Here is a 19488-nt window from a genome sequence, read left to right on the forward strand (position 1 = left end):
ATGAGCCATCAATACAGCACCTTTTCGCGCATCAAAAACGATGCCACCGCGGAGCCGATGTTCCTTGGCAACCCGGTGAACGTGGCGCGCTACGATCAGCAGCGCCACCGCATCTTTGAAGATCTGATCGAGAAGCAACTCTCTTTCTTCTGGCGACCGGAGGAGGTTGATGTAACCCAGGATCGCATCGACTTCAATGCGCTTCCTGCACACGAGCAGCACATCTTCCTCTCCAACCTGAAGTACCAGACCCTGCTGGATTCCATCCAGGGCCGCAGCCCCAACGTGGCCCTGCTGCCTTTGGTTTCTCTGCCGGAGTTGGAGACCTGGATCGAGACCTGGTCCTTCTACGAGACCATTCACAGCCGCTCCTACACCCACATCATCCGGAATATCGTTAAGGATCCGGGCGTCATCTTTGATGATATCGTGGTCAACGAGGAGATCCTCAAGCGCGCCGGGGACATCAGCCACTACTATGACGAGTTGATCCACGCCACTCAGCGTTATCAGCAGTTTGGAGTGGGTGAGCACGAGATCAACGGCGAAACGGTCTCACTCTCCCTGCGGGATCTGAAAAAGAAGCTCTACCTTTGCCTGATGTCGGTCAATGTGCTTGAGGCGGTGCGCTTCTATGTCTCCTTCGCCTGCTCCTTCGCCTTTGCGGAGCGCGAGAGGATGGAGGGGAATGCCAAGATCATCCGCCTTATCGCCCGAGATGAGCAGCTTCATCTGGTCGGTACTCAGCACATGATCAACCTGATGGCCGATGGCCGGGACGACCCTGAGATGGCCGAGATCGCCCTCGAGTGTCACAGCGAATCCATCGAGATCTTCCGTCGGGCGGCGGAACAGGAGAAAGCCTGGTCCCAATATCTGTTTAAAGATGGCTCCATGATGGGACTGAACCAGCAGATCATCAGCGATTACGTCGAGTTCATCACCAATGAGCGGATGGCCGGCATCGGCTTGGCCCCCATCTTCGACAAGCGCAGCAACCCGCTTCCCTGGATGAGCAAGTGGCTGGAGTCCGATGCAGTACAGGTGGCACCGCAAGAGGTGGAAGTCAGTTCCTACCTCACCAACCAGATCGACAACGAGATCAGCAGCGACGATCTGATCGGTTTCAAACTTTGAAGCATCGCGTCACCCAAGGTCACGACCACTTTGACCACCAAGAAGGCGAGCCGTTGCTCGCCTCTTTAACGCCCCTTGGCCACTACAGCGAGTGCCGCAGTGGCTATTGCGGCGCCTGCAAGACAAAGTTGATCAGCGGCGAAGTTCGCTATCTCACGCCGCCGATGGCCTACACCCGATCCGGTGAAATCCTCCCCTGTTGCTGCACGCCGATCAGCGACCTGGAGCTGGCGCCCACGGCGCAAGATTAAGGGGAACTAAGCCACCTCACGAGTCGCCTTGAGGTGCGTCACCTGCTGGTACTGCAGCTCATATGCCCTGCTTTTCGCCCGCCGATACCCTGTTTGCCATTGCTTGGCGTACGCCGCCTGCTCCTCGCAATCGGGATCAAAAGGACACTGCGCCTCCCCAAACTGCTGCGCCTGCCATCCCGCATCGTGTGCCAAGTGAAAACCCACCCGCATCTCCTGATATAGAGGATGGGAATAACGCGACAGCACGAAGCGAAACAGCTTCAGCAGCAGCTCGACGGTGATAATAAACCCCGCACCCAGCAACAGCGTGTTCAGAACATTGGCCTCACCAAGCAGATAGCCGGCGCTCATAGCCGCCAACGTGAAACCCCAGCGGCACAGGCGGTCAAAACCCGTTGTCGGCTCCAAGCTCACGCGGGAAAACCAACGCTGCAACCGGTTATAGCGCTGGGCAAGCGCAAAGTAGTGCTGTTTCTGTTGTTCGGTCATCGTGGGATCCGTCTCTATGTTTCAGGGGCCTAACCGAGGCCGCTGTTACTGTTCGTTATCCGGTCACTGCCTGAGTCGCTTTCAGGCAAACATGCGCATTCCGGTCGCGCACCTTGTACCATGCCAACGGATTGAATGCCAAACAAAGTGCTAATAATCAATGGTATACGGCATATTGTCAGCAATGAATGGTGACTGCGAATTAGGATGCCGAAGCCACTCAGGGCAGCGCCATCCGCGCCGAAACCGATGCGCTGGCGCCCGAACAGGGGCGTTGAAACGCAAAAAAGGGCTTCGCACCAAGGTGCGAAGCCCTTTTTCATTGGGCCGGCCTTAGAGCGCTGCCACGATCTCTGCAGCCTGGCGGATCGCCCGCTTGGCATCAAGCTCAGCGGCCACATCCGCTCCGCCCACCAACTGGTAGCTGACACCCTGCTGATCCAGCATGCCCGCCAAGCCACGGTTCGACTCCTGACCGGCACAGAGCACTACGGTATCAACCGGCAGGCACTGAGCCTCCTCGTTGATCTTAAGGTGCAGGCCCTGATCGTCGAAGCGCTCATACTGGACCCCGGTGAGCATCTTGACCTTACGATCCTTCAGCACCGTACGGTGGATCCAGCCGGTGGTCTTACCCAGGCCAGCGCCCGGCTTCGTGGTCTTACGCTGGAGCAGGTAGATATCACGCGCAGACTCAAAGGCACTGCTGTGTCGCTCGGTCAGGCCCGCATTCTGCTGATAGTCCAGATCAACCCCCCACTGGGCACGCCACTGCACCGGATGGAGCGTCGGTGATTCATGGGGCTCGGACAAGAACTCCGCCATATCGAAACCGATGCCACCGGCGCCGATAAGCGCCACCTTCGACCCGACCTCCACTTCGCCGCGCAGCACCTGCTGATAGGTGACCGCACGGTCACTGCCGGGGAACTGGGGAACCCGTGGCACCACGCCGGTCGCCAGCAGTCGATGATCGAACGCGCTAAGCTCCTCCAAAGTCGCCTCACAGCCCAGCCGGACCTCGACGCCAAGCTGGTCGAGACGATGACGGAAGTACGCCAGGGTCTCCTTGAACTCCTCTTTGCCGGGGATCTGTGCGGCCAGGTTGAACTGCCCCCCCAACTCTTGCCGTTGCTCAAACAGGGTGACCTTGAAACCGCGCTCGGCGGCAAAGCAGGCGCTGGCCATGCCGGAAGGTCCGGCTCCTACCACCGCAACCCGCTTGCTGCTGTCGGTGGGGGTCAGGGTCAACTCCGTTTCATAGCAGGCCATCGGATTCACCAGGCAGGTGGCACGCTGGGCCTTAAAGATGTGGTCCAGGCAGCCCTGGTTACAGCCGATACAGACATTGATCTGCTCAGGCTTGCCCTCGGCGGCTTTGCGAACAAAATGCGGATCCGCGAGCATCGGCCGGGCCATGGACACCAGATCGGCCTGGCCGTCCTGGAGAATCTGCTCCGCCACATCCGGCGTGTTGATCCGATTGGTCGCTACCAGAGGGACCGACACCTCCTGACGTAACCGCTGAGTCACCCCACTAAAGGCAGCGCGAGGAACGCTGGTGGCGATGGTGGGGATCCGTGCCTCATGCCAGCCAATACCGGTATTGATGATGGTGACACCACCCTCTTCCAGCCATTTGGCCAGCTGAACCACCTCCTCCCAATCGTTACCCCCCTCGACCAGATCGAGCATCGACAAACGGAAGATGATGATGAACTCCTTGCCCACAGCCTCGCGAACGGCACTCAGCAGTTCGCGGACGATACGGGCGCGGTTCTCAAGGCTGCCGCCATATTGGTCGGTACGGTGGTTCGTTGCCCGGCAGAGGAACTGGTTCAGGAAGTACCCTTCTGAACCCATGATCTCGATGCCATCGTAACCGGCACGCTGTGCCAGCTTGGCCGACTGAGCGTAATCGTTGATGGTCTTGCGGATCCCCTTGATGCTCAGTGCCTTGGGCTTAAACGGTGAGATCGGTGCCTTGATAGCACTAGGGGCCACCGAGAAGGGATGGTAGCCATAGCGACCGGCGTGCAGGATCTGCATGCAGATCTTACCGCCAGCCTGATGCACCGCATCGGTCACTATCCGATGCTTGTTCACCTGCCAACCAAAGGAAAGCTGACTGGCATGGGGGTTGAGGCGCCCACGAAAGTTCGGCGCGATACCGCCGGTCACAATCAGGCCAACGCCGCCCTTCGCACGCTCTGCGTAGAAGGCAGCGAGTTTTTCGAAACCGCCCTTCTCCTCTTCCAATCCTGTATGCATCGAGCCCATTAGGACTCGGTTCTTTAACTGGGTAAAACCCAGGTCCAGTGGCGCCAACATCTTGGGGTACACGCTGCTCATCCTTAAACACCTGTTTGAATTTTTTCCTAGCCTACTTTGACCGCGCATCAACCTCAAGCCGGACCAGAGATAAAAAGGGTTACAATTGCCCCTCCCTAGATCCCTCCGTGTGCGATAGCATGTTGAACAGACTCAGAAACCGATGGATCTCCATGGCTAAGCAACCTTCTCTTATTGTCCGTTTCTTCAAACTGTTGGGCTCCTTGCTCAACGGCGTTCGCCTGCTGGTAGTGAACCTCCTGTTCTTCCTCGTCCTCGGTGGCCTCCTGGTGCTGTTCAGCGACAGTGACACCATCCCCCTGGAGTCCGGCTCGGCACTGGTGCTGCGTCTTGATGGTGTACTGGTGGAGCAAAAGCAGGAGTTGGACCCCTTTGAGATGCTGACCGCAGACCAGGATGCGCCGAAGGAGATCCTGCTTTCCGACGTCCTTTTTGCCATCGAGCAAGCCGCAAAGGATGACAGGATCAGCGGTCTGGTGCTGCGTCCCGGTGATCTGGTGGCCGGTCTGACCAAGCTGGATGACATCGGTCAGGCCCTGGCTGACTTTAAAGGCAGCGGCAAGCCGATCATCATGCAGGCAGGTTGGCTCGACCAAAAAAACTACTACCTCGCCAGTTTTGCCGACGAGATCCAGCTCAATCCCGGTGGCATGGTGACCATCGAGGGACTTGGGATCTACCGTCTCTATTACAAAGAAGCCCTGGATAAACTGAAGATCCACACCCACCTGTTCCGGGTCGGAAAATACAAGTCCTTTGCGGAGTCCTTCACCGAAACCGGCATGTCGGACCCCGCACGCGAGGCCAACCAGGAACTTCTGACCGATCTTTGGCAGCGCTTTACCGGCGTTATCGTCGACAACCGTGGTATAGATCCTGAGGTGCTTAACCGCGATCTCAACGAGTTAGCACAGGCGCTGGAATCCGTGCAGGGCGACTTTGCCCAGTTGGCGCTGCGATCCGGGCTGGTGGACAAGCTCTACACCGACGTGCAGATGCGCGATGACCTCTTGTCCCGCTTCGGGCACTCTACCGTTGAGCCGAATCAGCCCAAGATGGTGGGGCTCACCACCTACCTGACCCGGGTCAAACCTGTCCTGACCGATAAAAGCACCGCCCCCATCGGCGTGATCGTAGCCAAAGGCACCATCCTCAACGGGGAGCAGCCCTCCGGCAGTATCGGTGGGGTTAGCACCGCCCGCTTGATCCGGGAAGCCCGTCTGAATGACCAGATCAAAGCCGTCGTCCTGCGCATCGACAGTGGTGGCGGGAGCGCCTTCGCCTCAGAACAGATCCGACAGGAGCTGTTGGCTCTACAGCAGGCCGGCAAACCCGTGGTCGCTTCCATGGGTAGCGTGGCCGCCTCCGGCGGTTACTGGATCGCCGCAAACGCGGACCGGATCTATGCCCAGCCCAACACCATCACGGGCTCCATCGGGATCATCAGCCTGATCACCACCTTCGAAGATGCCGCCGATGCCCTGGGGATCGGCATGGATGGGGTCGGCACCAAGGAGATGGCGGGGTTGAGCGTCCTGAGGCCGCTGCCGGACAGCTTCAAAACCATTTTGCAGATGAACATGAACAAGGGCTACCGTGAGTTCATTCAGCTGGTCGCCGATGCTCGGGGCATGAGCCCGGAGGCGGTCGATGAGGTCGCCCAGGGGCGGATCTGGAGCGGCCAATCGGCAAAGGCGCTGGGGCTGGTAGACCAGCTCGGGGATCTGGATGATGCCATCGCCAGCGCCGCTGAACTGGCCAACGTGGACCATCCCGAGTACCGAATTGTCGCGCCTGAGTTGACACCGGAACAGCAGCTGCTGCAAACCCTGATGGGGCAGGCTCAAAGCTGGCTGCCCCAACCGCAGTCCAATGCCCTCTCCCGCCTGGGACGTCGGCTGCTGGCACCACTGACGCAGCAGCTTCAACTGGATGACCCGCAACACCTCTACCTGCTCTGTCTGGAGTGTCAGGCGACGCTCTGATCGGCACTGACCACGTATTCCCAAGCCCGGCGTCCTGCCGGGCTTTCATTTATTAGGTCCCTCGCTATAATCCCGCCATCTTTCCACGGTTTGGTCACCCCTCAATGCAAACTGAGCATCGTAAACGGATCTATATCGCCTACACCGGCGGCACCATCGGCATGCAGCGGACCGAGCATGGTTACGCGCCGGTAGCGGGCTTTTTGACCGATAGCGTCCGCGCCAACCCGGAGTTTCATCGCCCTGAGATGCCCGAGTTCGAACTTCATGAGTATGAGCAGCTGATCGACTCCTCCAACATGAGTCCGGCGGACTGGCAGCTCATCGCCGATGACATCCAGTGCCACTACGATGAGTTTGATGGTTTCGTTATTCTCCACGGTACCGACACCATGGCGTTTACCGCATCGGCACTCTCCTTCATGTTGGAGGGGTTGAACAAACCGGTGATCGTGACCGGCTCGCAGATCCCCCTGGCGCAACTGCGCAGCGATGGCCAACAGAACCTGCTGAACGCCCTCTACATCGCCGCCAACTACCCTATTGCCGAAGTCTGCCTGTTCTTCAATAACGTGCTACTGAGGGGCAACCGAAGCACTAAGGTACACGCCGATGGCTTCGCCGCCTTTGACAGCCCCAACATGGCGCCCCTGCTCGAAGCAGGGATCGCCATCAAGCTGGGGCCGGAATACATGGCGCCACAACCCGGCCGAACCTTGCAGGTGCATCCCATCACACCCCAGCCCATCGGCGTGGTTACCCTCTATCCGGGGATCAGCATCGAGGTGATCGCCAATATGCTGCAACAACCGGTTAAGGCATTGATTTTACAATCTTACGGGGTCGGCAATGCGCCACAGAGGGAGGATCTGCTGTCGCTGCTAAAGGAGGCGCAGGACAGGGAGATACTGGTGGTCAACCTGACGCAGTGCCTGCAGGGGAAGGTGAATATGGCCGGTTATGCCACCGGCAACGCCCTGTCACGGGTAGGGGTGATCTCCGGCTACGATATGACCATTGAGGCGGCCCTGGCCAAGCTGCACTACCTGCTCTCACGCCCCCTGAGCTTCAAAGAGCGCCAGCAACTGATGCAGCAGCCTCTTCGGGGGGAGCTGAGCCAATAAGCGAGACGTCGGGATGCCGCGGTCTCCGAGCTGCCCGCGGCGCAAGCGAGTTAGCTTTGTTGTTACTGGGGTTTGAGCGTCGCCAGGTGTTGCTCCTGAAACTGGCGCTTTAACTCCTGCTTCGAAAGGTGGTTTATCCGGCCGTCGGCACCCACAGTCAGGTGCTGCGTCTGCTGCCCGAAGCGCGCCTGCCAGAGGATCAGCGCCTGCATCGCACTTTCACGCTGCTGTTCGGTCAACGGCGTACCATCTTCCCACTTGCCCAGTTCCACACCCTGTTGCAACCGGGCAGCCATCTCCGGGGTCAGGCTGTCGACCATCTTGTTCCAATCCATTAGGCTCTCCTTCTCGCCAGAATGATGCGCACCCGGGTCACCAGGTAGAAGACGAAACCCAGCGCCATGGCACCGGTTCCTACTGGCTCACGCCACCCCTCGGCAGCTTCCCCGCCCCACCACCAGAGTGCGAAACCGCCCACAAACAGCAGCAAGGCGATAAAGCTGTGGGTCATCAGGGTCTGATTATGCCGGATCGCTCGGATCCGCCCGGCCCGCTCAGCGACCTCGGGATCCGAGTCCCGGGCGTACTGGCAGTGGGGGCATGTAGGGGCTTTATCCGAGATGCGTTTGCCGCACCCGGCACAGTGGATCAACGCCATTGGGCACTCCATGTTGATGGTGTTGCCCGACAATATACTGATGTCCGCGAAACACGGCAAAATTTCCGGGTCAGATCACACCATACCAGTGTAAATAGAGACGAAGCAGCCAACCGGGCATGTACCCACTGCGCCGTGCCACCACCACGCCTGAGCCGTCAACCACCAGGTAGCTGGGGAACGCCTGCACCTTGAGTTCCCGCCCCAGGGCGCTCGTCCCGAGGAGGATCCCACGAGGATCGGCGTGTGGGCCGACAAATTCCCGAACTTCGCCGACGGAGTCGTAACTGAGCGCCACCGGCCGGATGCTGGAATTGGCCTGTTGCAGGTCATTGATGCCGTCGATGGTCAGATCGCATATCGTGCACCAGGGGGCAAAAAGATAGAGCAGTTGTGCCTGGCCGGATTCCGGTAACGGCTGCCATCGGCCTTGAAGATCCTGAACCTCAACGGGCATCAACGTCGTTCCGACCGCTACCATCCCCTGGGATCGCCACCAACCGGCAAGCCAAAAAACCAGGATGATCAGGCCAGCATAGCGCACCCCGGAGAGTAAAAGCGTTCGCATGGTACCTCGCCTATCAAAAGCATTAGAGCATGCCCAAGCGTGCAGCAAAAGAAAAGGCCGGCCACATTGGGCCGGCCTAAACCTTTCACTGATTATCAGGGCAGCGACAGGGCGTTAACGCCCAGCATCTTCTGCATCACCTGGACAACCTGGCAGCTGTAGCCAAACTCGTTGTCGTACCAGACGTACAGGACGGCACGATCCCCTTCCACAATGGTCGCCTGGGAGTCGACGATGCCGGCAAAGCGGCTACCGACCAGATCCGTGGACACGATCTCGGTGGAGGCGGTGTAGTCGATCTGGTTTTGCAGCTCAGAGAACAGCGCCGTGTTACGCAGGTGCTCGTTCATCTCGTCCCGGGTGGTACTTTTGCCGAGGTTCAGGTTCATGATCGCCATGGAGACGTTTGGAGTCGGAACCCGGATGGCGTTACCCGTCAGCTTACCCTGCAGTTGAGGGAACGCCTTGGCAACGGCCTTGGCTGCCCCGGTGGAGGTGATCACCATGTTCAGGGGCGCGCTGCGGCCTCGGCGGTCGGCTTTGTGGTAGTTGTCGATCAGGTTCTGATCATTGGTGTAGGAGTGTACCGTCTCTACGTGACCGCTGGTGATACCGAACTTGTCATAGACACTCTTCAGCACCGGCGTGATGGCATTGGTGGTACAGGAAGCGGCAGAGAGGATGCTGTCCTCTTCCAGGATCATGTCATCGTTGACACCGTACACGATGTTCTTGATCTCCCCTTTGGCCGGCGCAGTCAACAGCACCTTGGCGGCGCCCTTGGACTTCAGGTGCTGACCCAGGCCCGCTTCATCGCTCCAGATCCCGGTGTTGTCCACCACCAGGGCATTCTCGATACCGTACTGGGTGTAATCCACCTCTTCGGGGCTGTTGGCGTAGATCACCTGGATGTAAGTGCCGTTGGCGATCAGGGCATTGTTCTCTGCGTCTACCTCAATGGAGCCATTGAAGGGCCCGTGAATGGAGTCACGACGCAGTAAGCTGGCGCGCTTCTCCAGGTCACCCTCACGGCCACCACGAACGACAATGGCGCGCAGGCGCAGGGTATTAGACACACCGGTGCGCTCAATAAGCAGGCGCGCCAACAGGCGGCCGATGCGACCAAAGCCGTAAAGCACGACGTCACGGGGGGCCAACTCTTTGTCGACCGCGGGCGCCAACTGCTCTGCCATGTAGGCTTCCACTTCGCTGTCGTCACTGTGGTTACGCCAGTAGTTCACCGCCAGCTTGCCAATGTCGACACGGGCATGTTTCACGTTCAGATTGGACAAGGCCTGCAGGAAGGGAAAGCTCTCCCGAAGACGCAACTTATCGCCTTCGTACTTCATGACCAGGCGGTGCGCTTTGGTGATCTCGATGGTCGATGCATTAAGCAGTGGACGACCGTAGATCAGCACCTCCACTCCTTGGTTCCGATACAGCTTCCCCAGCAGTGGCTGCATGGCTTCGGCCAACTCAAAACGTTCCTGCCAACTATGAAGGTACTTATCCGCGGTCATTACGATTTTCCTAAAAGATGCCCCAATGGAGGGCAGATACAGGGTGTCAGTAGAGGAGTTAGGATCGTCGACGTCTGGACGTCGAGGCCCGTTATTGCGCCGCTATTCTACAAACAACCGGCGTACTCTGCCATGCAATGGCAAAACGCAAGATGTTGCTAAATAACTCATTTACCCTTAATTGGCGCCAGCATGTGGTAATTCGACACCACGCAAGCAGCCTCGATACAACCCGCTTTGCCAAGGAACGTCTCATCTATCCTCCCTACCCCAAGCGGTTTCCAGCCCGCAACGGTAGCAAACGGACCGGACTCAGGGCTTGTCTCCATCGGTACGCCAAACGAATCCCAGAAGCCCGCTTCTTGGGTGCTGGCTGACAGATAGGCATCGCCACCTAAAAGGGTGCCACACTGGTCAACGCGCTCCATCTTTGCTCGCAGTGAGCTTTACAACGGGATAATCACCGATGGGCATCCGCTGCGAGGTGTCGAATCTGCGACAGCGGCTGGCGCCGACGGCATCCAGTTTGCTGCGAAAGCTGTAAGTGACTTTCAATTCGTTTGGTCAATTTGTGAGCGGAACGCGCTAACCAGCGGGGTCAATAACGGGAAATTTACACCGCCGGTAGATCACGCCGCGCTCTAAGCTGTACTAGAGTTGTAGCGCATAGGCCGGCGCACCTTTTTTAGGTTGGTTTACCAATATTTTCTCCTCTCAGCCTTTGCGCAGCGGCCAAGTTATTGTAACTTTACTACATAATCGAATCGCTAACCCAAAGTAGGACTTTCAGGATGATTAAGGTTGCCATTAACGGTTACGGTCGCATCGGTCGTAACATTGTCCGTGCCCTGTACGAGAGCCCCAAAAACTATCCGATCCAGATTGTGGCCATTAATGACCTCGGTGATGCCGCCATCAACGCCCACTTGACCAAGTACGATACCGTACACGGCCGCTTCAATGCCGAGGTCGAACAGGTAGAGGGCGGGATTAAGATCAACGGAGATCTGATCAAAACCTTCTCCGAGCGCAACCCTGCTGCCCTGCCCTGGTCCGAACTGAATGTCGATGTGGTATTCGAATGTACCGGGATCTTCACCACCAAAGAGAAAGCGTCTGCGCACCTCGATGCGGGTGCTAAGAAAGTGATCATCTCGGCACCGGGCAAAGAGGTGGACGCCACCGTAGTTTATGGTGTCAACCAGGATATCCTCTCCGCAGATATGACGGTGATCTCCAACGCCTCCTGCACCACCAACTGCCTCGCACCCTTTGCCAAGGCACTGCACGATACCGTCGGTATCGAGAGCGGCCTGATGACTACGGTCCACGCCTACACCAACGACCAGCGCCTCTCCGATGTGTATCACTCCGATCTGCGTCGTGCCCGCGCTGCTGCGGCCAACATGATCCCCACCAAGACCGGCGCCGCGGCGGCGGTTGGTCTGGTGATCCCGGAACTGGCCGGTAAGCTCGATGGCGGAGCTGTGCGGGTGCCCACCCTCAATGTCTCCCTAGTCGACCTCTCCTTTATTGCCAAAAAAGAGACCAGCGTCGACGAGATCAATCAGGTGATCGAAAAGGCGGTTGCGGCCGATCCCGTGCTGGCAGAGGTGCTGCATGTTAACCACGAGCCGCTGGTCTCCTCCGACTTTAACCACTGCCCCGCCTCCTCCACCTTTGATGCCACCCAAACCCGCGTCAGCGGCCGCTTGGTCAAGGTGATGGCCTGGTACGATAACGAGTGGGGCTTCTCCAACCGCATGTTGGATAACGCCGTTGCCCTGATGAACGCCAAGTAACGTTCGCCTTAAGGTACAAAGGCATCGCCTCGGGCGGTGCTTTTTTGTATCCAGCCCAGCTTTTCCCAGCGATAAGCTCCTTAAGATCGGCTTCGGCGGGAGAAAGAAAAAGCGCCCAGAGGGCGCTTTTTACTGTATCGATGATCCTGTGCGTTATTCAGAAACCCCCTCCAGGGCTTCCCGTGACAGCTGGGTAATACGGTCCCAGTCACCCTGCTCTATGGCGTCCGTGGGGGCAATCCAGGAGCCACCGCAGGCTTTGACCTGGGGAATGGCAAGGTAATCGCGATAGTTGTGCAAACCAATCCCCCCGGTTGGACAGAAGGTCAGTTGCGGCAGCGGCCCCAGGATTGACTGCAGCGCCTTCACCCCGCCATTAGCTTCGGCCGGGAAGAACTTGAGGTGGTCATAACCCAGCTCCAGCGCCTGCATAGCATCGGAGACCGAACCCACACCGGGGATCAGCGGAATCGAGCGCTCATTGGCAGCCAGGAGCAGCGCCGGAGTGGCGCCGGGGGAGATAGCAAACTGGGCACCCGCTTCAATGACCCGATCCAACTGGTCCGCATTCAGCACGGTACCGGCGCCCACCAGGGCTTCGGGCACCGCATCGCGGATTGCGCGGATCGCCTCGATGGCACAGTCGGTACGCAGAGTCACCTCCAGGATCTGGATCCCACCGGCGACCAGCGCCTTGGCCAGCGGGATGGCATCCTCGAGCTTATGGATCACCATTACCGGAACCACTTTCGAACGTGCAAACACCTCGGCGGGCTGCATCTTCCATTGGTTAGTCATCACAGATCCTTATTTGATTACCGCAGAGGCACCGATATCAGGACGCCCCAGCATGGTACGGAAACGGGTGAAGAGATCGCGGCCACAACCGGTATCGTTGGCACTGAGATCCACCTCGGGCAGCGGACGCTGCGCCAACGTTTGCACATCCACCAGCAGGCTCAACTCCCCCTTCTCAGCATCCAAGCGAACCCGATCGCCGGTCTGGATCTTCGCGATCAGGCCACCATCGAGTGCCTCCGGGGTCAGGTGGATGGCTGCGGGGACTTTCCCCGAGGCACCGGACATCCGCCCATCGGTCACCAGCGCAACCTTGTAACCTCGGTCAAGCAGCACCGCCAGCGGGGGCGTCAGCTTGTGCAGCTCCGGCATCCCGTTCGCCTTGGGCCCCTGGTGGCGAACAACCACCACGCAATCACGATCCAACTCACCAGCCTTGAACAGCGGCTCAAGCTCATACTGGGACTCCAGTACCACCGCCGGTGCCTCGATGACCCGGTGTTGTGGCTGGACCGAGGAGACCTTCATCACTGCGCTGCCCAGGTTACCCTGCAGCAATTCGAGCCCGCCAGTGCTTTGGAAGGGGTTCTCGATGGGACGCAACACCTCTTCATCGCCAGAGTGCTGCGGCCCCTCAACCCAGACCAGCTTGCCCTCCTTCATGGTGGGCACCTGGGTGTAGAGCGACAGCCCCTCTCCGACAATGGTCAGCACATCCTCATGAACCAGACCCCCCTTACGCAGTTGAGCCATCAGGAATGCCATCCCCCCGGCCTGGTGGAAGTGGTTGATGTCGGCGTGACCATTGGGGTAGACGCGAGCCAGCAGCGGTGTCGCAGCGGAGAGTTCGGCGAAATCTTCCCAGGTAACAATAATGCCTGCGGCCCGTGCCATCGCCACCAGGTGCATGGTCAGGTTGGTGGAACCGCCGGTGGAGAGCAACGCCACAATCCCGTTAACCACTGACTTTTCGGAATAGATATCCGCCATGCGAGCGGTGTGGTTCTGTGCATTGCGGCAGACCTGCTGCGCCGCCGCATCGGTCAGTGCCTCGCGTAGGTTGCCGGAGGGCGGAACAAAGGAGGAACCGGGCAGTTGAAGACCCATCGCCTCGACCACCAACTGGTTGGAATTGGCAGTACCGTAAAAGGTGCAGGTCCCGGGACTGTGGTAGGAGGCGGACTCCGCCTCGAGCAGGGCCGCTTCGCCCACCTTGCCCTGGGCAAAGTCCTGGCGAACGCGTGCTTTCTGTTTATTGGGGATCCCCGATGGCATCGGGCCGGCGGGCACCAGGACCGTCGGAAGATGGCCAAACTGCAGTGCGCCCATTACCATGCCGGGAATAATTTTGTCGCAGACACCCAGTTGCAGGGTACCGTCGAACATGGCATGGGACAGCCCCACCGCCGTGGCCATGGCGATCACCTCGCGGGACAGCAGGGACAACTCCATGCCTGGCTGGCCCTGAGTCACCCCGTCACACATCGCAGGAACACCGCCCGCCACCTGAGCCACGGACCCCACTTCCCGGCAGGCTTGTTTGATCTGCTCCGGATAGGTCGCGTAGGGCTGGTGGGCGGAAAGCATGTCGTTATAAGCAGTAATAATGCCGATGTTGGACTTATTCAGTGCCTTGAGATCCGCTTTATCCTGCTGCCCACAGGCGGCAAAGCCATGGGCCAGGTTGGAGCAGCCCAGCGTGCCTCGAACAACGCCCTTGGACGCCTGTGCGTCCATGTTGGCCAGGTATTCTGCGCGGGTCTCACGACTGCGCTCGATGATACGGTCGGTGACCGCCTTGATGGTCGGGTTCAGCATTACGCTTCGCTCCAGTAAACGTCAACATGGGCTTGCTGCAAAACAGCGCGGATAGGCAACTCGTAGGGATCGGATCCGGCGAGTGCCTGGTCCAGTACCGCTTTTTTTCCTTGCCCTGAGATGTGCAGGTAGAGATGCCGTGCTGCCAGGATCGCCTTCAGTGACAGGGAGATCCTGGCATGCGGGGCCTTGGTGGGGTGGGTCGCGAGCAGAAGTTCGTCAGTGGTAAAACCCTGCTCCAATTGATCGCAACAGGGAAATAGGGATGCCGTATGGCCATCCCCACCCATCCCCAGGATCACCACATCGAAGGGCTGCGCCATCGAAGATAGCCGCTCTTTCGCGCCGCTTAGCCCCTGCTCCGGCGTTTCATCCCCGGTGTAGGGAGAAAGGTAGTTTGCCTTGGCGGCATGGTTTTGCAGCAGGTGTTCCCGAACCAGGCGGTCATTGGCGTCCGCGTGGTCACCGGGTACCCAGCGCTCATCCACCAATGAGATGGTCACCTTGCTCCAGTCGAGCTCAGCGTGACTCAAGGTTTTGAACAGCGGCAGGGGCGTGCTGCCTCCGGAAACCATCAGTGACGCCGAACCCCGCTGCTCAATCGCTTCACGAAGCTGAGCGCAGAGGGTATCTGCGAAGGTGGAAACCAGTGACTGCGCACTGGTGAAGCTATGCATATGGGCTGTCATCGGTTACTCCTCCCAGGCCCGGCCGTCCCGGGTAATCATCGCCACCGAGGCTACCGGCCCCCAGCTGCCGGCCGGGTAACGTTTCGGCGGCTCGTTGGAGCGTTGCCACGCCTCGATAATGGAGTCGCACCAGGTCCAGGCCTGCTCCACTTCGTCCCGACGGACAAACAGGGACTGGTTACCAAGCATGCACTCCAGCAACAGGCGCTCATAAGCGTCGGCGATGCGGGCATTTTTAAAGGTGTCGGAAAAGGAAAGATCGAGCTTGCTGGTTTGCAGGCGGGTGCTGGAGTCCAGCCCCGGCACCTTGTTCATCACCTGGATCTCAACCCCTTCATGGGGCTGCAACCGGATGGTCAGCTTGTTCGGCGGCAACTCCTTGTAGAGATCCTTGTAGAGGTTGTGGGGCGGGTTTTTAAACTGCACCACGATCTCGGAGTGCTTGGTCGGCATCCGCTTACCGGAACGCAGGTAGAAAGGTACCCCCGCCCAACGCCAGTTATCGATATCCACCCGAAGGGCCACGAAAGTCTCACAATCGGACTCAGTATTGGCGCCCTCCTCCTCCAGGTATCCAGGAACAGACTCGCCCCGCAGGAAACCACGGGCGTACTGTCCACGGACGCTGTTCTCATACACATTGGTGTGATCGATGGGTCGAAGCGACTTGAGTACCTTGACCTTCTCATCACGAATCGAGTCGGCGTCCAGGTTCACCGGCGGATCCATCGCCACCAGAGAGAGAACCTGCAGCAGGTGGTTCTGGATCATATCGCGCATCTGCCCGGCGCCATCGAAGTAACCCCAACGCCCCTCGATCCCAACCTCCTCCGCCACGGTGATCTGCACGTGGTCGATGGTCCGGTTATCCCATTTGGAGGCGAAGAGAGAGTTGGCAAAGCGCAGGGCCACCAGGTTCTGCACCGTCTCCTTCCCGAGGTAGTGGTCAATCCGGTAGATCTGGTTCTCTTCGAAGTACTCCGCCACCTGATCGTTGATCACCTTGGAAGAAGCCAGGTCGTTGCCGATCGGTTTTTCCAACACCACCCGGGTATCGGGCTGGATCAATTCATTTTCTTTGAGACATTTACCGATGGCGCCATAGATGGAGGGGGGGGTTGCGAAGTAGTTCACCATCACGCTGCCCGGGGCGAGGTGATTCTTGAGGTCGGCAAAACCAGAAGGGTCGGTAAAATCGGTGCTGTAGTAGGTCAGGCGGGACAGGTAACGGGATAGCACATCGGGTTCAAGGGACTCCTTGACGAAGGTGTTCAGTGCAGTTTGCACCGCATCCAGGAACTCCTGCTGACTCATGGCGGAACGGGCCACCCCGACGATGCGGGTATCCTCATGCAATAAGCCTGCACGATCCAGCTGATACATGGCGGGCAACAACTTGCGTCGAGCCAGGTCCCCCAGGGTGCCAAACAGAACGAAGTCGCAAGAATTGACCGATGAATCTCTGTTAACAGCCACGTCCATCTCCTTATCCGGGTGTCTTCCGCACCCATTTGTAATTTAGCTACATTTAAATGAAATTTAGCCACCAATGCAAGGCCGAAAGGCTGACTCATACTGGCTAAATTACAATTGTGTTAGTAATATACAAGCTCCGACCCGGCCCCCGCTGCGGAAGCTTGTCGGACGCAGTGTGAAGCGGCATCGGCGCCCTTGCAATGCGGGTAATCCAATAAACCATAGCCCACGGATTAGAGTCTCAGCCGCATTATGAATACGATCGATAAGATCCAGAAAAATCTGGCAAATTTCAGTAAATCGGAACGCAAGGTTGCGGAAGTTATCTTGGCAGATCCCCCACTGTCGATCCAATGCAGCATCGCCACCCTGGCTAAAATGGCCGATGTCAGCGAACCAACCGTCAACCGATTCTGCCGCCGCCTCGACACCAAGGGGTTTCCAGACTTCAAGCTGCACCTGGCCCAGAGTCTCGCCAACGGCACCCCCTACGTTTCCCGTCACGTTGAATCCAGCGACAGTGCCGAGGCCTACACCAACAAGATTTTCGAGTCCTCCATGGCGGCGCTGGACAGCGCCAAACAGACCATCGATGCTCAAGTGATCAACCAGGCGGTCGACATGTTGACCCAGGCGGACCAGATCTCCTTCTTCGGCCTCGGTGCCTCCTCGGCGGTCGCCCACGATGCGGAGAATAAGTTTTTCCGCTTCAACATCCCCGTCTCCTGCTTCGACGACGTACTGATGATGCGAATGAGCTGCATCAACGCCCGTGAGGGCAGCGTCATCGTGCTCTTCTCCCACACTGGCCGAACTAAGGCGCTGGTGGAGATCGCCCGCCTGGCCCGGGAAAACCATGCCCAGGTGATCGGGGTCACCGCCAAGGACAGTCCACTGGCGAGAGAGTGCACCATCGCCGTCACCATGGATGTGCCGGAGGACACCGACCAGTACATGCCGATGGCTTCGCGCTTGGCCCAGATGGTCGCCGTGGACGTGCTGGCCACGGGCTTTACCCTGCGTCGGGGGCCGCGGTTCCGAGAGAATCTCAAGCGTGTGAAAGAGGCGCTGAAAGAGTCGCGTTTCGACAAGTCCGCTCAACCTTAAATCACCACGGCTAAAATGTAGACATTACCGGTCTGAATACGTATTCAGGCCGGTAATGTGGCTTGCACTGCTTGTTGTTTTATTTCAGAGTTGTAGTCAATTTCTGTTTGAACTTTCCATACTCATACGCCGACGGAGCCCCTCATGCCCAGACGTACAAAGATCGTCACCACCCTAGGTCCGGCCACGGACCGCGACAATAATTTAGAGAAGGTGATCCTGGCGGGCGCCAACGTGGTTCGGATGAATTTCTCGCACGGCAGTCCCGAAGACCACATTCAGCGCGCCCAACAGGTTCGCGATATCGCGGCCCGTCACGGCAAGCATGTCGCGATATTGGGGGATCTCCAGGGGCCGAAGATCCGGGTATCCACCTTTAAAGAGGGTAAGATCCAGCTCGCCCTCGGTGATCACTTCATTCTCGACAGCGAACTGCCCAAAGGCGAAGGGGATCAAACCCGGGTTGGCCTGGACTACAAGGCGCTGCCGCAAGATGTCAGCCCCGGGGATATCCTGATGCTGGATGATGGCCGGGTTCAGCTGCAGGTCGAAAAAGTGGTCGGCAACGCCGTCCACACCCAAGTGACCGTTGCCGGCCCGCTCTCCAACAACAAAGGGATCAACAAACTCGGTGGCGGCCTCTCTGCCCCTGCACTTACCGACAAGGACAAGGCGGACATCCTGACCGCCGCCAAGATCCAGTGTGAGTACCTGGCGGTCTCCTTCCCGCGCACCGGTGCGGATCTCGATTACGCACGCTCACTGGCCCAGAAAGCCGGTCTCAATGCCGCTATCGTGGCCAAGGTGGAACGGGCGGAAGCGGTGGCCAACGACGAGGCGATGGATGATGTCATCCTCGCCTCCGACGTCGTGATGGTGGCTCGGGGCGACCTCGGTGTCGAGATTGGCGATCCCGAGTTGGTCGGTGTCCAGAAAAAACTGATCCAACGCAGTCGTCAGCTGAACCGGATCGTGATCACCGCCACCCAGATGATGGAGTCGATGATCTCCAGCCCGATGCCGACACGTGCCGAAGTGATGGACGTCGCCAATGCTGTCCTCGACGGGACAGATGCGGTAATGCTCTCCGCCGAAACCGCCGCAGGCGACTTCCCTGAAGAGACGGTTCAGGCGATGGCCCGTGTCTGTCTGGGTGCAGAGACCCACCCTCAGGTGTCGGTTTCCAAACACCGTATCGACGAGATGTTTGACTCCGTCGAGGAGACCGTTGCCATGGCGACCATGTATGCCGCCAACCATCTGGCCGGCGTTAAGGCGATCGTGGCGCTGACCGAGTCCGGCACCACGCCCCAGTTGATGAGCCGGATCACCTCCAATCTGCCCATCATCGCCCTCTCCCGTCATACCAACACTCTCAACCGCCTGGCCCTGGTACGCGGTGTGATCCCATTGGAGTTTGACTCCAGCAGTCACAACGAAGATACCGTGGTTGCGGCCTCGCTGGAGTGTGCCAAGGCGGCGGGCCTGGTTCAAACCGGTGATCTGCTGCTGATGACCAAGGGCGACATGATGGAAACCATCGGTGGCACCAACACCTGTAAAGTCATCACGGTAAGCTGAACCGCGCATCCTGTCCCAAGAAAAAACCGGCTTGTAAGCCGGTTTTTTTAGCCCTTCAGATCCGACGGCGTCAGCAGAAAGTCAAGAAAAATCCGGGCCATAAGGCCCGGATCCGTCATTCTCTTTGGCA

18 protein-coding genes are annotated in these 19488 nt (G+C 58.6%); 7 read left to right on the plus strand and 11 right to left on the minus strand.

The window, feature by feature from the left end; all coding sequences use genetic code 11:
• Positions 1–1137 carry a class Ia ribonucleoside-diphosphate reductase subunit beta gene (gene nrdB / locus ABD997_RS03680; RefSeq protein ID WP_345315661.1) on the plus strand — a complete coding sequence of 379 codons (1137 nt, stop codon included), beginning with the start codon at positions 1–3 and terminating at the stop codon, positions 1135–1137.
• Entirely contained in the window at positions 1020–1388 is a 369-nt protein-coding gene (locus ABD997_RS03685; protein ID WP_345315662.1) for a 2Fe-2S iron-sulfur cluster-binding protein, read from the plus strand. The genes nrdB and ABD997_RS03685 overlap by 118 nt, the downstream gene beginning before the upstream one ends.
• Before the next feature lie 6 nt (positions 1389–1394).
• On the opposite strand, the gene ABD997_RS03690 is transcribed toward ABD997_RS03685, so the two are convergent.
• Both ABD997_RS03690 and ABD997_RS03695 read right to left on the minus strand, forming a co-directional pair.
• On the minus strand, positions 1395–1880 hold the full coding sequence (locus ABD997_RS03690) for a hypothetical protein (RefSeq protein ID WP_345315663.1): 486 nt from the start codon (positions 1878–1880) through the stop codon (positions 1395–1397).
• Between the two features lie 333 nt (positions 1881–2213).
• Positions 2214–4232 (minus strand): oxidoreductase, encoded by a 2019-nt coding sequence (locus ABD997_RS03695; protein WP_345315664.1) that lies wholly within the window; start codon positions 4230–4232, stop codon positions 2214–2216.
• A gap of 152 nt (positions 4233–4384) precedes the next feature.
• On the opposite strand from ABD997_RS03695, the gene sppA reads away from it, so the two are divergent.
• Positions 4385–6217 carry a signal peptide peptidase SppA gene (gene sppA, locus ABD997_RS03700; RefSeq protein ID WP_345315665.1) on the plus strand — a complete coding sequence of 611 codons (1833 nt, stop codon included), beginning with the start codon at positions 4385–4387 and terminating at the stop codon, positions 6215–6217.
• 104 nt (positions 6218–6321) lie between these two features.
• Positions 6322–7341 (plus strand): asparaginase, encoded by a 1020-nt coding sequence (ansA, locus tag ABD997_RS03705; RefSeq protein ID WP_345315666.1) that lies wholly within the window; start codon positions 6322–6324, stop codon positions 7339–7341.
• Between the two features lie 62 nt (positions 7342–7403).
• Here the strand turns inward: ansA and ABD997_RS03710 are convergent, their stop codons facing one another.
• The 5 genes from ABD997_RS03710 to ABD997_RS03730 all read right to left on the minus strand — a co-directional run bounded on the left by ABD997_RS03710 (position 7404) and on the right by ABD997_RS03730 (position 10515).
• Positions 7404–7676, minus strand: coding sequence for a YeaC family protein (locus tag ABD997_RS03710; RefSeq protein WP_345315667.1), 273 nt, complete (start codon positions 7674–7676; stop codon positions 7404–7406).
• A complete protein-coding gene (locus ABD997_RS03715; protein ID WP_345315668.1) occupies positions 7676–7999 on the minus strand; it encodes a zinc ribbon domain-containing protein in 324 nt (107 codons plus the stop codon). The genes ABD997_RS03710 and ABD997_RS03715 overlap by 1 nt, the downstream gene beginning before the upstream one ends.
• Positions 8000–8069: 70 nt before the next feature.
• Entirely contained in the window at positions 8070–8567 is a 498-nt protein-coding gene (locus ABD997_RS03720) for a TlpA family protein disulfide reductase (RefSeq protein WP_345315669.1), read from the minus strand.
• 95 nt (positions 8568–8662) lie between these two features.
• Positions 8663–10087, minus strand: a complete 1425-nt coding sequence (locus ABD997_RS03725) for a glyceraldehyde-3-phosphate dehydrogenase (protein ID WP_345315670.1) — start codon at positions 10085–10087, stop codon at positions 8663–8665.
• 167 nt (positions 10088–10254) lie between these two features.
• Positions 10255–10515, minus strand: coding sequence for a hypothetical protein (locus ABD997_RS03730; protein WP_345315671.1), 261 nt, complete (start codon positions 10513–10515; stop codon positions 10255–10257).
• 363 nt (positions 10516–10878) lie between these two features.
• Here ABD997_RS03730 and gap point away from each other — a divergent pair, with 363 nt between their 5' ends.
• Complete coding sequence (gene gap, locus ABD997_RS03735) at positions 10879–11889, plus strand: type I glyceraldehyde-3-phosphate dehydrogenase (protein WP_345315672.1); 1011 nt, start codon at positions 10879–10881, stop codon at positions 11887–11889.
• A 153-nt stretch (positions 11890–12042) separates the two neighbouring features.
• Here gap and ABD997_RS03740 read toward each other — a convergent pair whose 3' ends face one another.
• From ABD997_RS03740 to zwf, 4 genes are read right to left on the minus strand one after another with little or no spacing between them, the layout of a single operon-like run.
• Positions 12043–12690, minus strand: a complete 648-nt coding sequence (locus ABD997_RS03740) for a bifunctional 4-hydroxy-2-oxoglutarate aldolase/2-dehydro-3-deoxy-phosphogluconate aldolase (protein ID WP_345315673.1) — start codon at positions 12688–12690, stop codon at positions 12043–12045.
• Positions 12691–12696: 6 nt separating this feature from the next.
• A complete protein-coding gene (gene edd / locus ABD997_RS03745) occupies positions 12697–14502 on the minus strand; it encodes a phosphogluconate dehydratase (RefSeq protein WP_345315908.1) in 1806 nt (601 codons plus the stop codon).
• 2 nt (positions 14503–14504) lie between these two features.
• On the minus strand, positions 14505–15194 hold the full coding sequence (gene pgl / locus ABD997_RS03750; protein WP_345315674.1) for a 6-phosphogluconolactonase: 690 nt from the start codon (positions 15192–15194) through the stop codon (positions 14505–14507).
• A gap of 3 nt (positions 15195–15197) precedes the next feature.
• Positions 15198–16670, minus strand: a complete 1473-nt coding sequence (gene zwf / locus ABD997_RS03755) for a glucose-6-phosphate dehydrogenase (protein WP_345315675.1) — start codon at positions 16668–16670, stop codon at positions 15198–15200.
• A gap of 252 nt (positions 16671–16922) precedes the next feature.
• Here zwf and ABD997_RS03760 point away from each other — a divergent pair, with 252 nt between their 5' ends.
• A complete protein-coding gene (locus tag ABD997_RS03760) occupies positions 16923–17777 on the plus strand; it encodes a MurR/RpiR family transcriptional regulator (protein ID WP_345315676.1) in 855 nt (284 codons plus the stop codon).
• A 144-nt stretch (positions 17778–17921) separates the two neighbouring features.
• Positions 17922–19358, plus strand: coding sequence for a pyruvate kinase (gene pyk, locus ABD997_RS03765; RefSeq protein ID WP_345315677.1), 1437 nt, complete (start codon positions 17922–17924; stop codon positions 19356–19358).
• The last annotated feature ends 130 nt before the right edge of the window (positions 19359–19488 follow it).

Origin of the sequence: Ferrimonas gelatinilytica, from assembly GCF_039544205.1 — a bacterium.
Lineage (GTDB): Bacteria > Pseudomonadota > Gammaproteobacteria > Enterobacterales > Shewanellaceae > Ferrimonas > Ferrimonas gelatinilytica.

Coding starts and splice junctions, on each gene's coding strand:
- nrdB (WP_345315661.1), top strand. CDS start 1: ATGAGCCATCAATACAGCACCTTTTCGCGCATCAAAAACGATGCCACC.
- gap (WP_345315672.1), top strand. CDS start 10,879: ATGATTAAGGTTGCCATTAACGGTTACGGTCGCATCGGTCGTAACATT.
- sppA (WP_345315665.1), top strand. CDS start 4,385: ATGGCTAAGCAACCTTCTCTTATTGTCCGTTTCTTCAAACTGTTGGGC.
- ABD997_RS03690 (WP_345315663.1), bottom strand. CDS start 1,880: ATGACCGAACAACAGAAACAGCACTACTTTGCGCTTGCCCAGCGCTAT.
- ABD997_RS03725 (WP_345315670.1), bottom strand. CDS start 10,087: ATGACCGCGGATAAGTACCTTCATAGTTGGCAGGAACGTTTTGAGTTG.
- ansA (WP_345315666.1), top strand. CDS start 6,322: ATGCAAACTGAGCATCGTAAACGGATCTATATCGCCTACACCGGCGGC.
- ABD997_RS03695 (WP_345315664.1), bottom strand. CDS start 4,232: ATGAGCAGCGTGTACCCCAAGATGTTGGCGCCACTGGACCTGGGTTTT.
- ABD997_RS03760 (WP_345315676.1), top strand. CDS start 16,923: ATGAATACGATCGATAAGATCCAGAAAAATCTGGCAAATTTCAGTAAA.
- ABD997_RS03710 (WP_345315667.1), bottom strand. CDS start 7,676: ATGGATTGGAACAAGATGGTCGACAGCCTGACCCCGGAGATGGCTGCC.
- ABD997_RS03730 (WP_345315671.1), bottom strand. CDS start 10,515: ATGGAGCGCGTTGACCAGTGTGGCACCCTTTTAGGTGGCGATGCCTAT.
- pyk (WP_345315677.1), top strand. CDS start 17,922: ATGCCCAGACGTACAAAGATCGTCACCACCCTAGGTCCGGCCACGGAC.
- ABD997_RS03720 (WP_345315669.1), bottom strand. CDS start 8,567: ATGCGAACGCTTTTACTCTCCGGGGTGCGCTATGCTGGCCTGATCATC.
- pgl (WP_345315674.1), bottom strand. CDS start 15,194: ATGACAGCCCATATGCATAGCTTCACCAGTGCGCAGTCACTGGTTTCC.
- ABD997_RS03715 (WP_345315668.1), bottom strand. CDS start 7,999: ATGGCGTTGATCCACTGTGCCGGGTGCGGCAAACGCATCTCGGATAAA.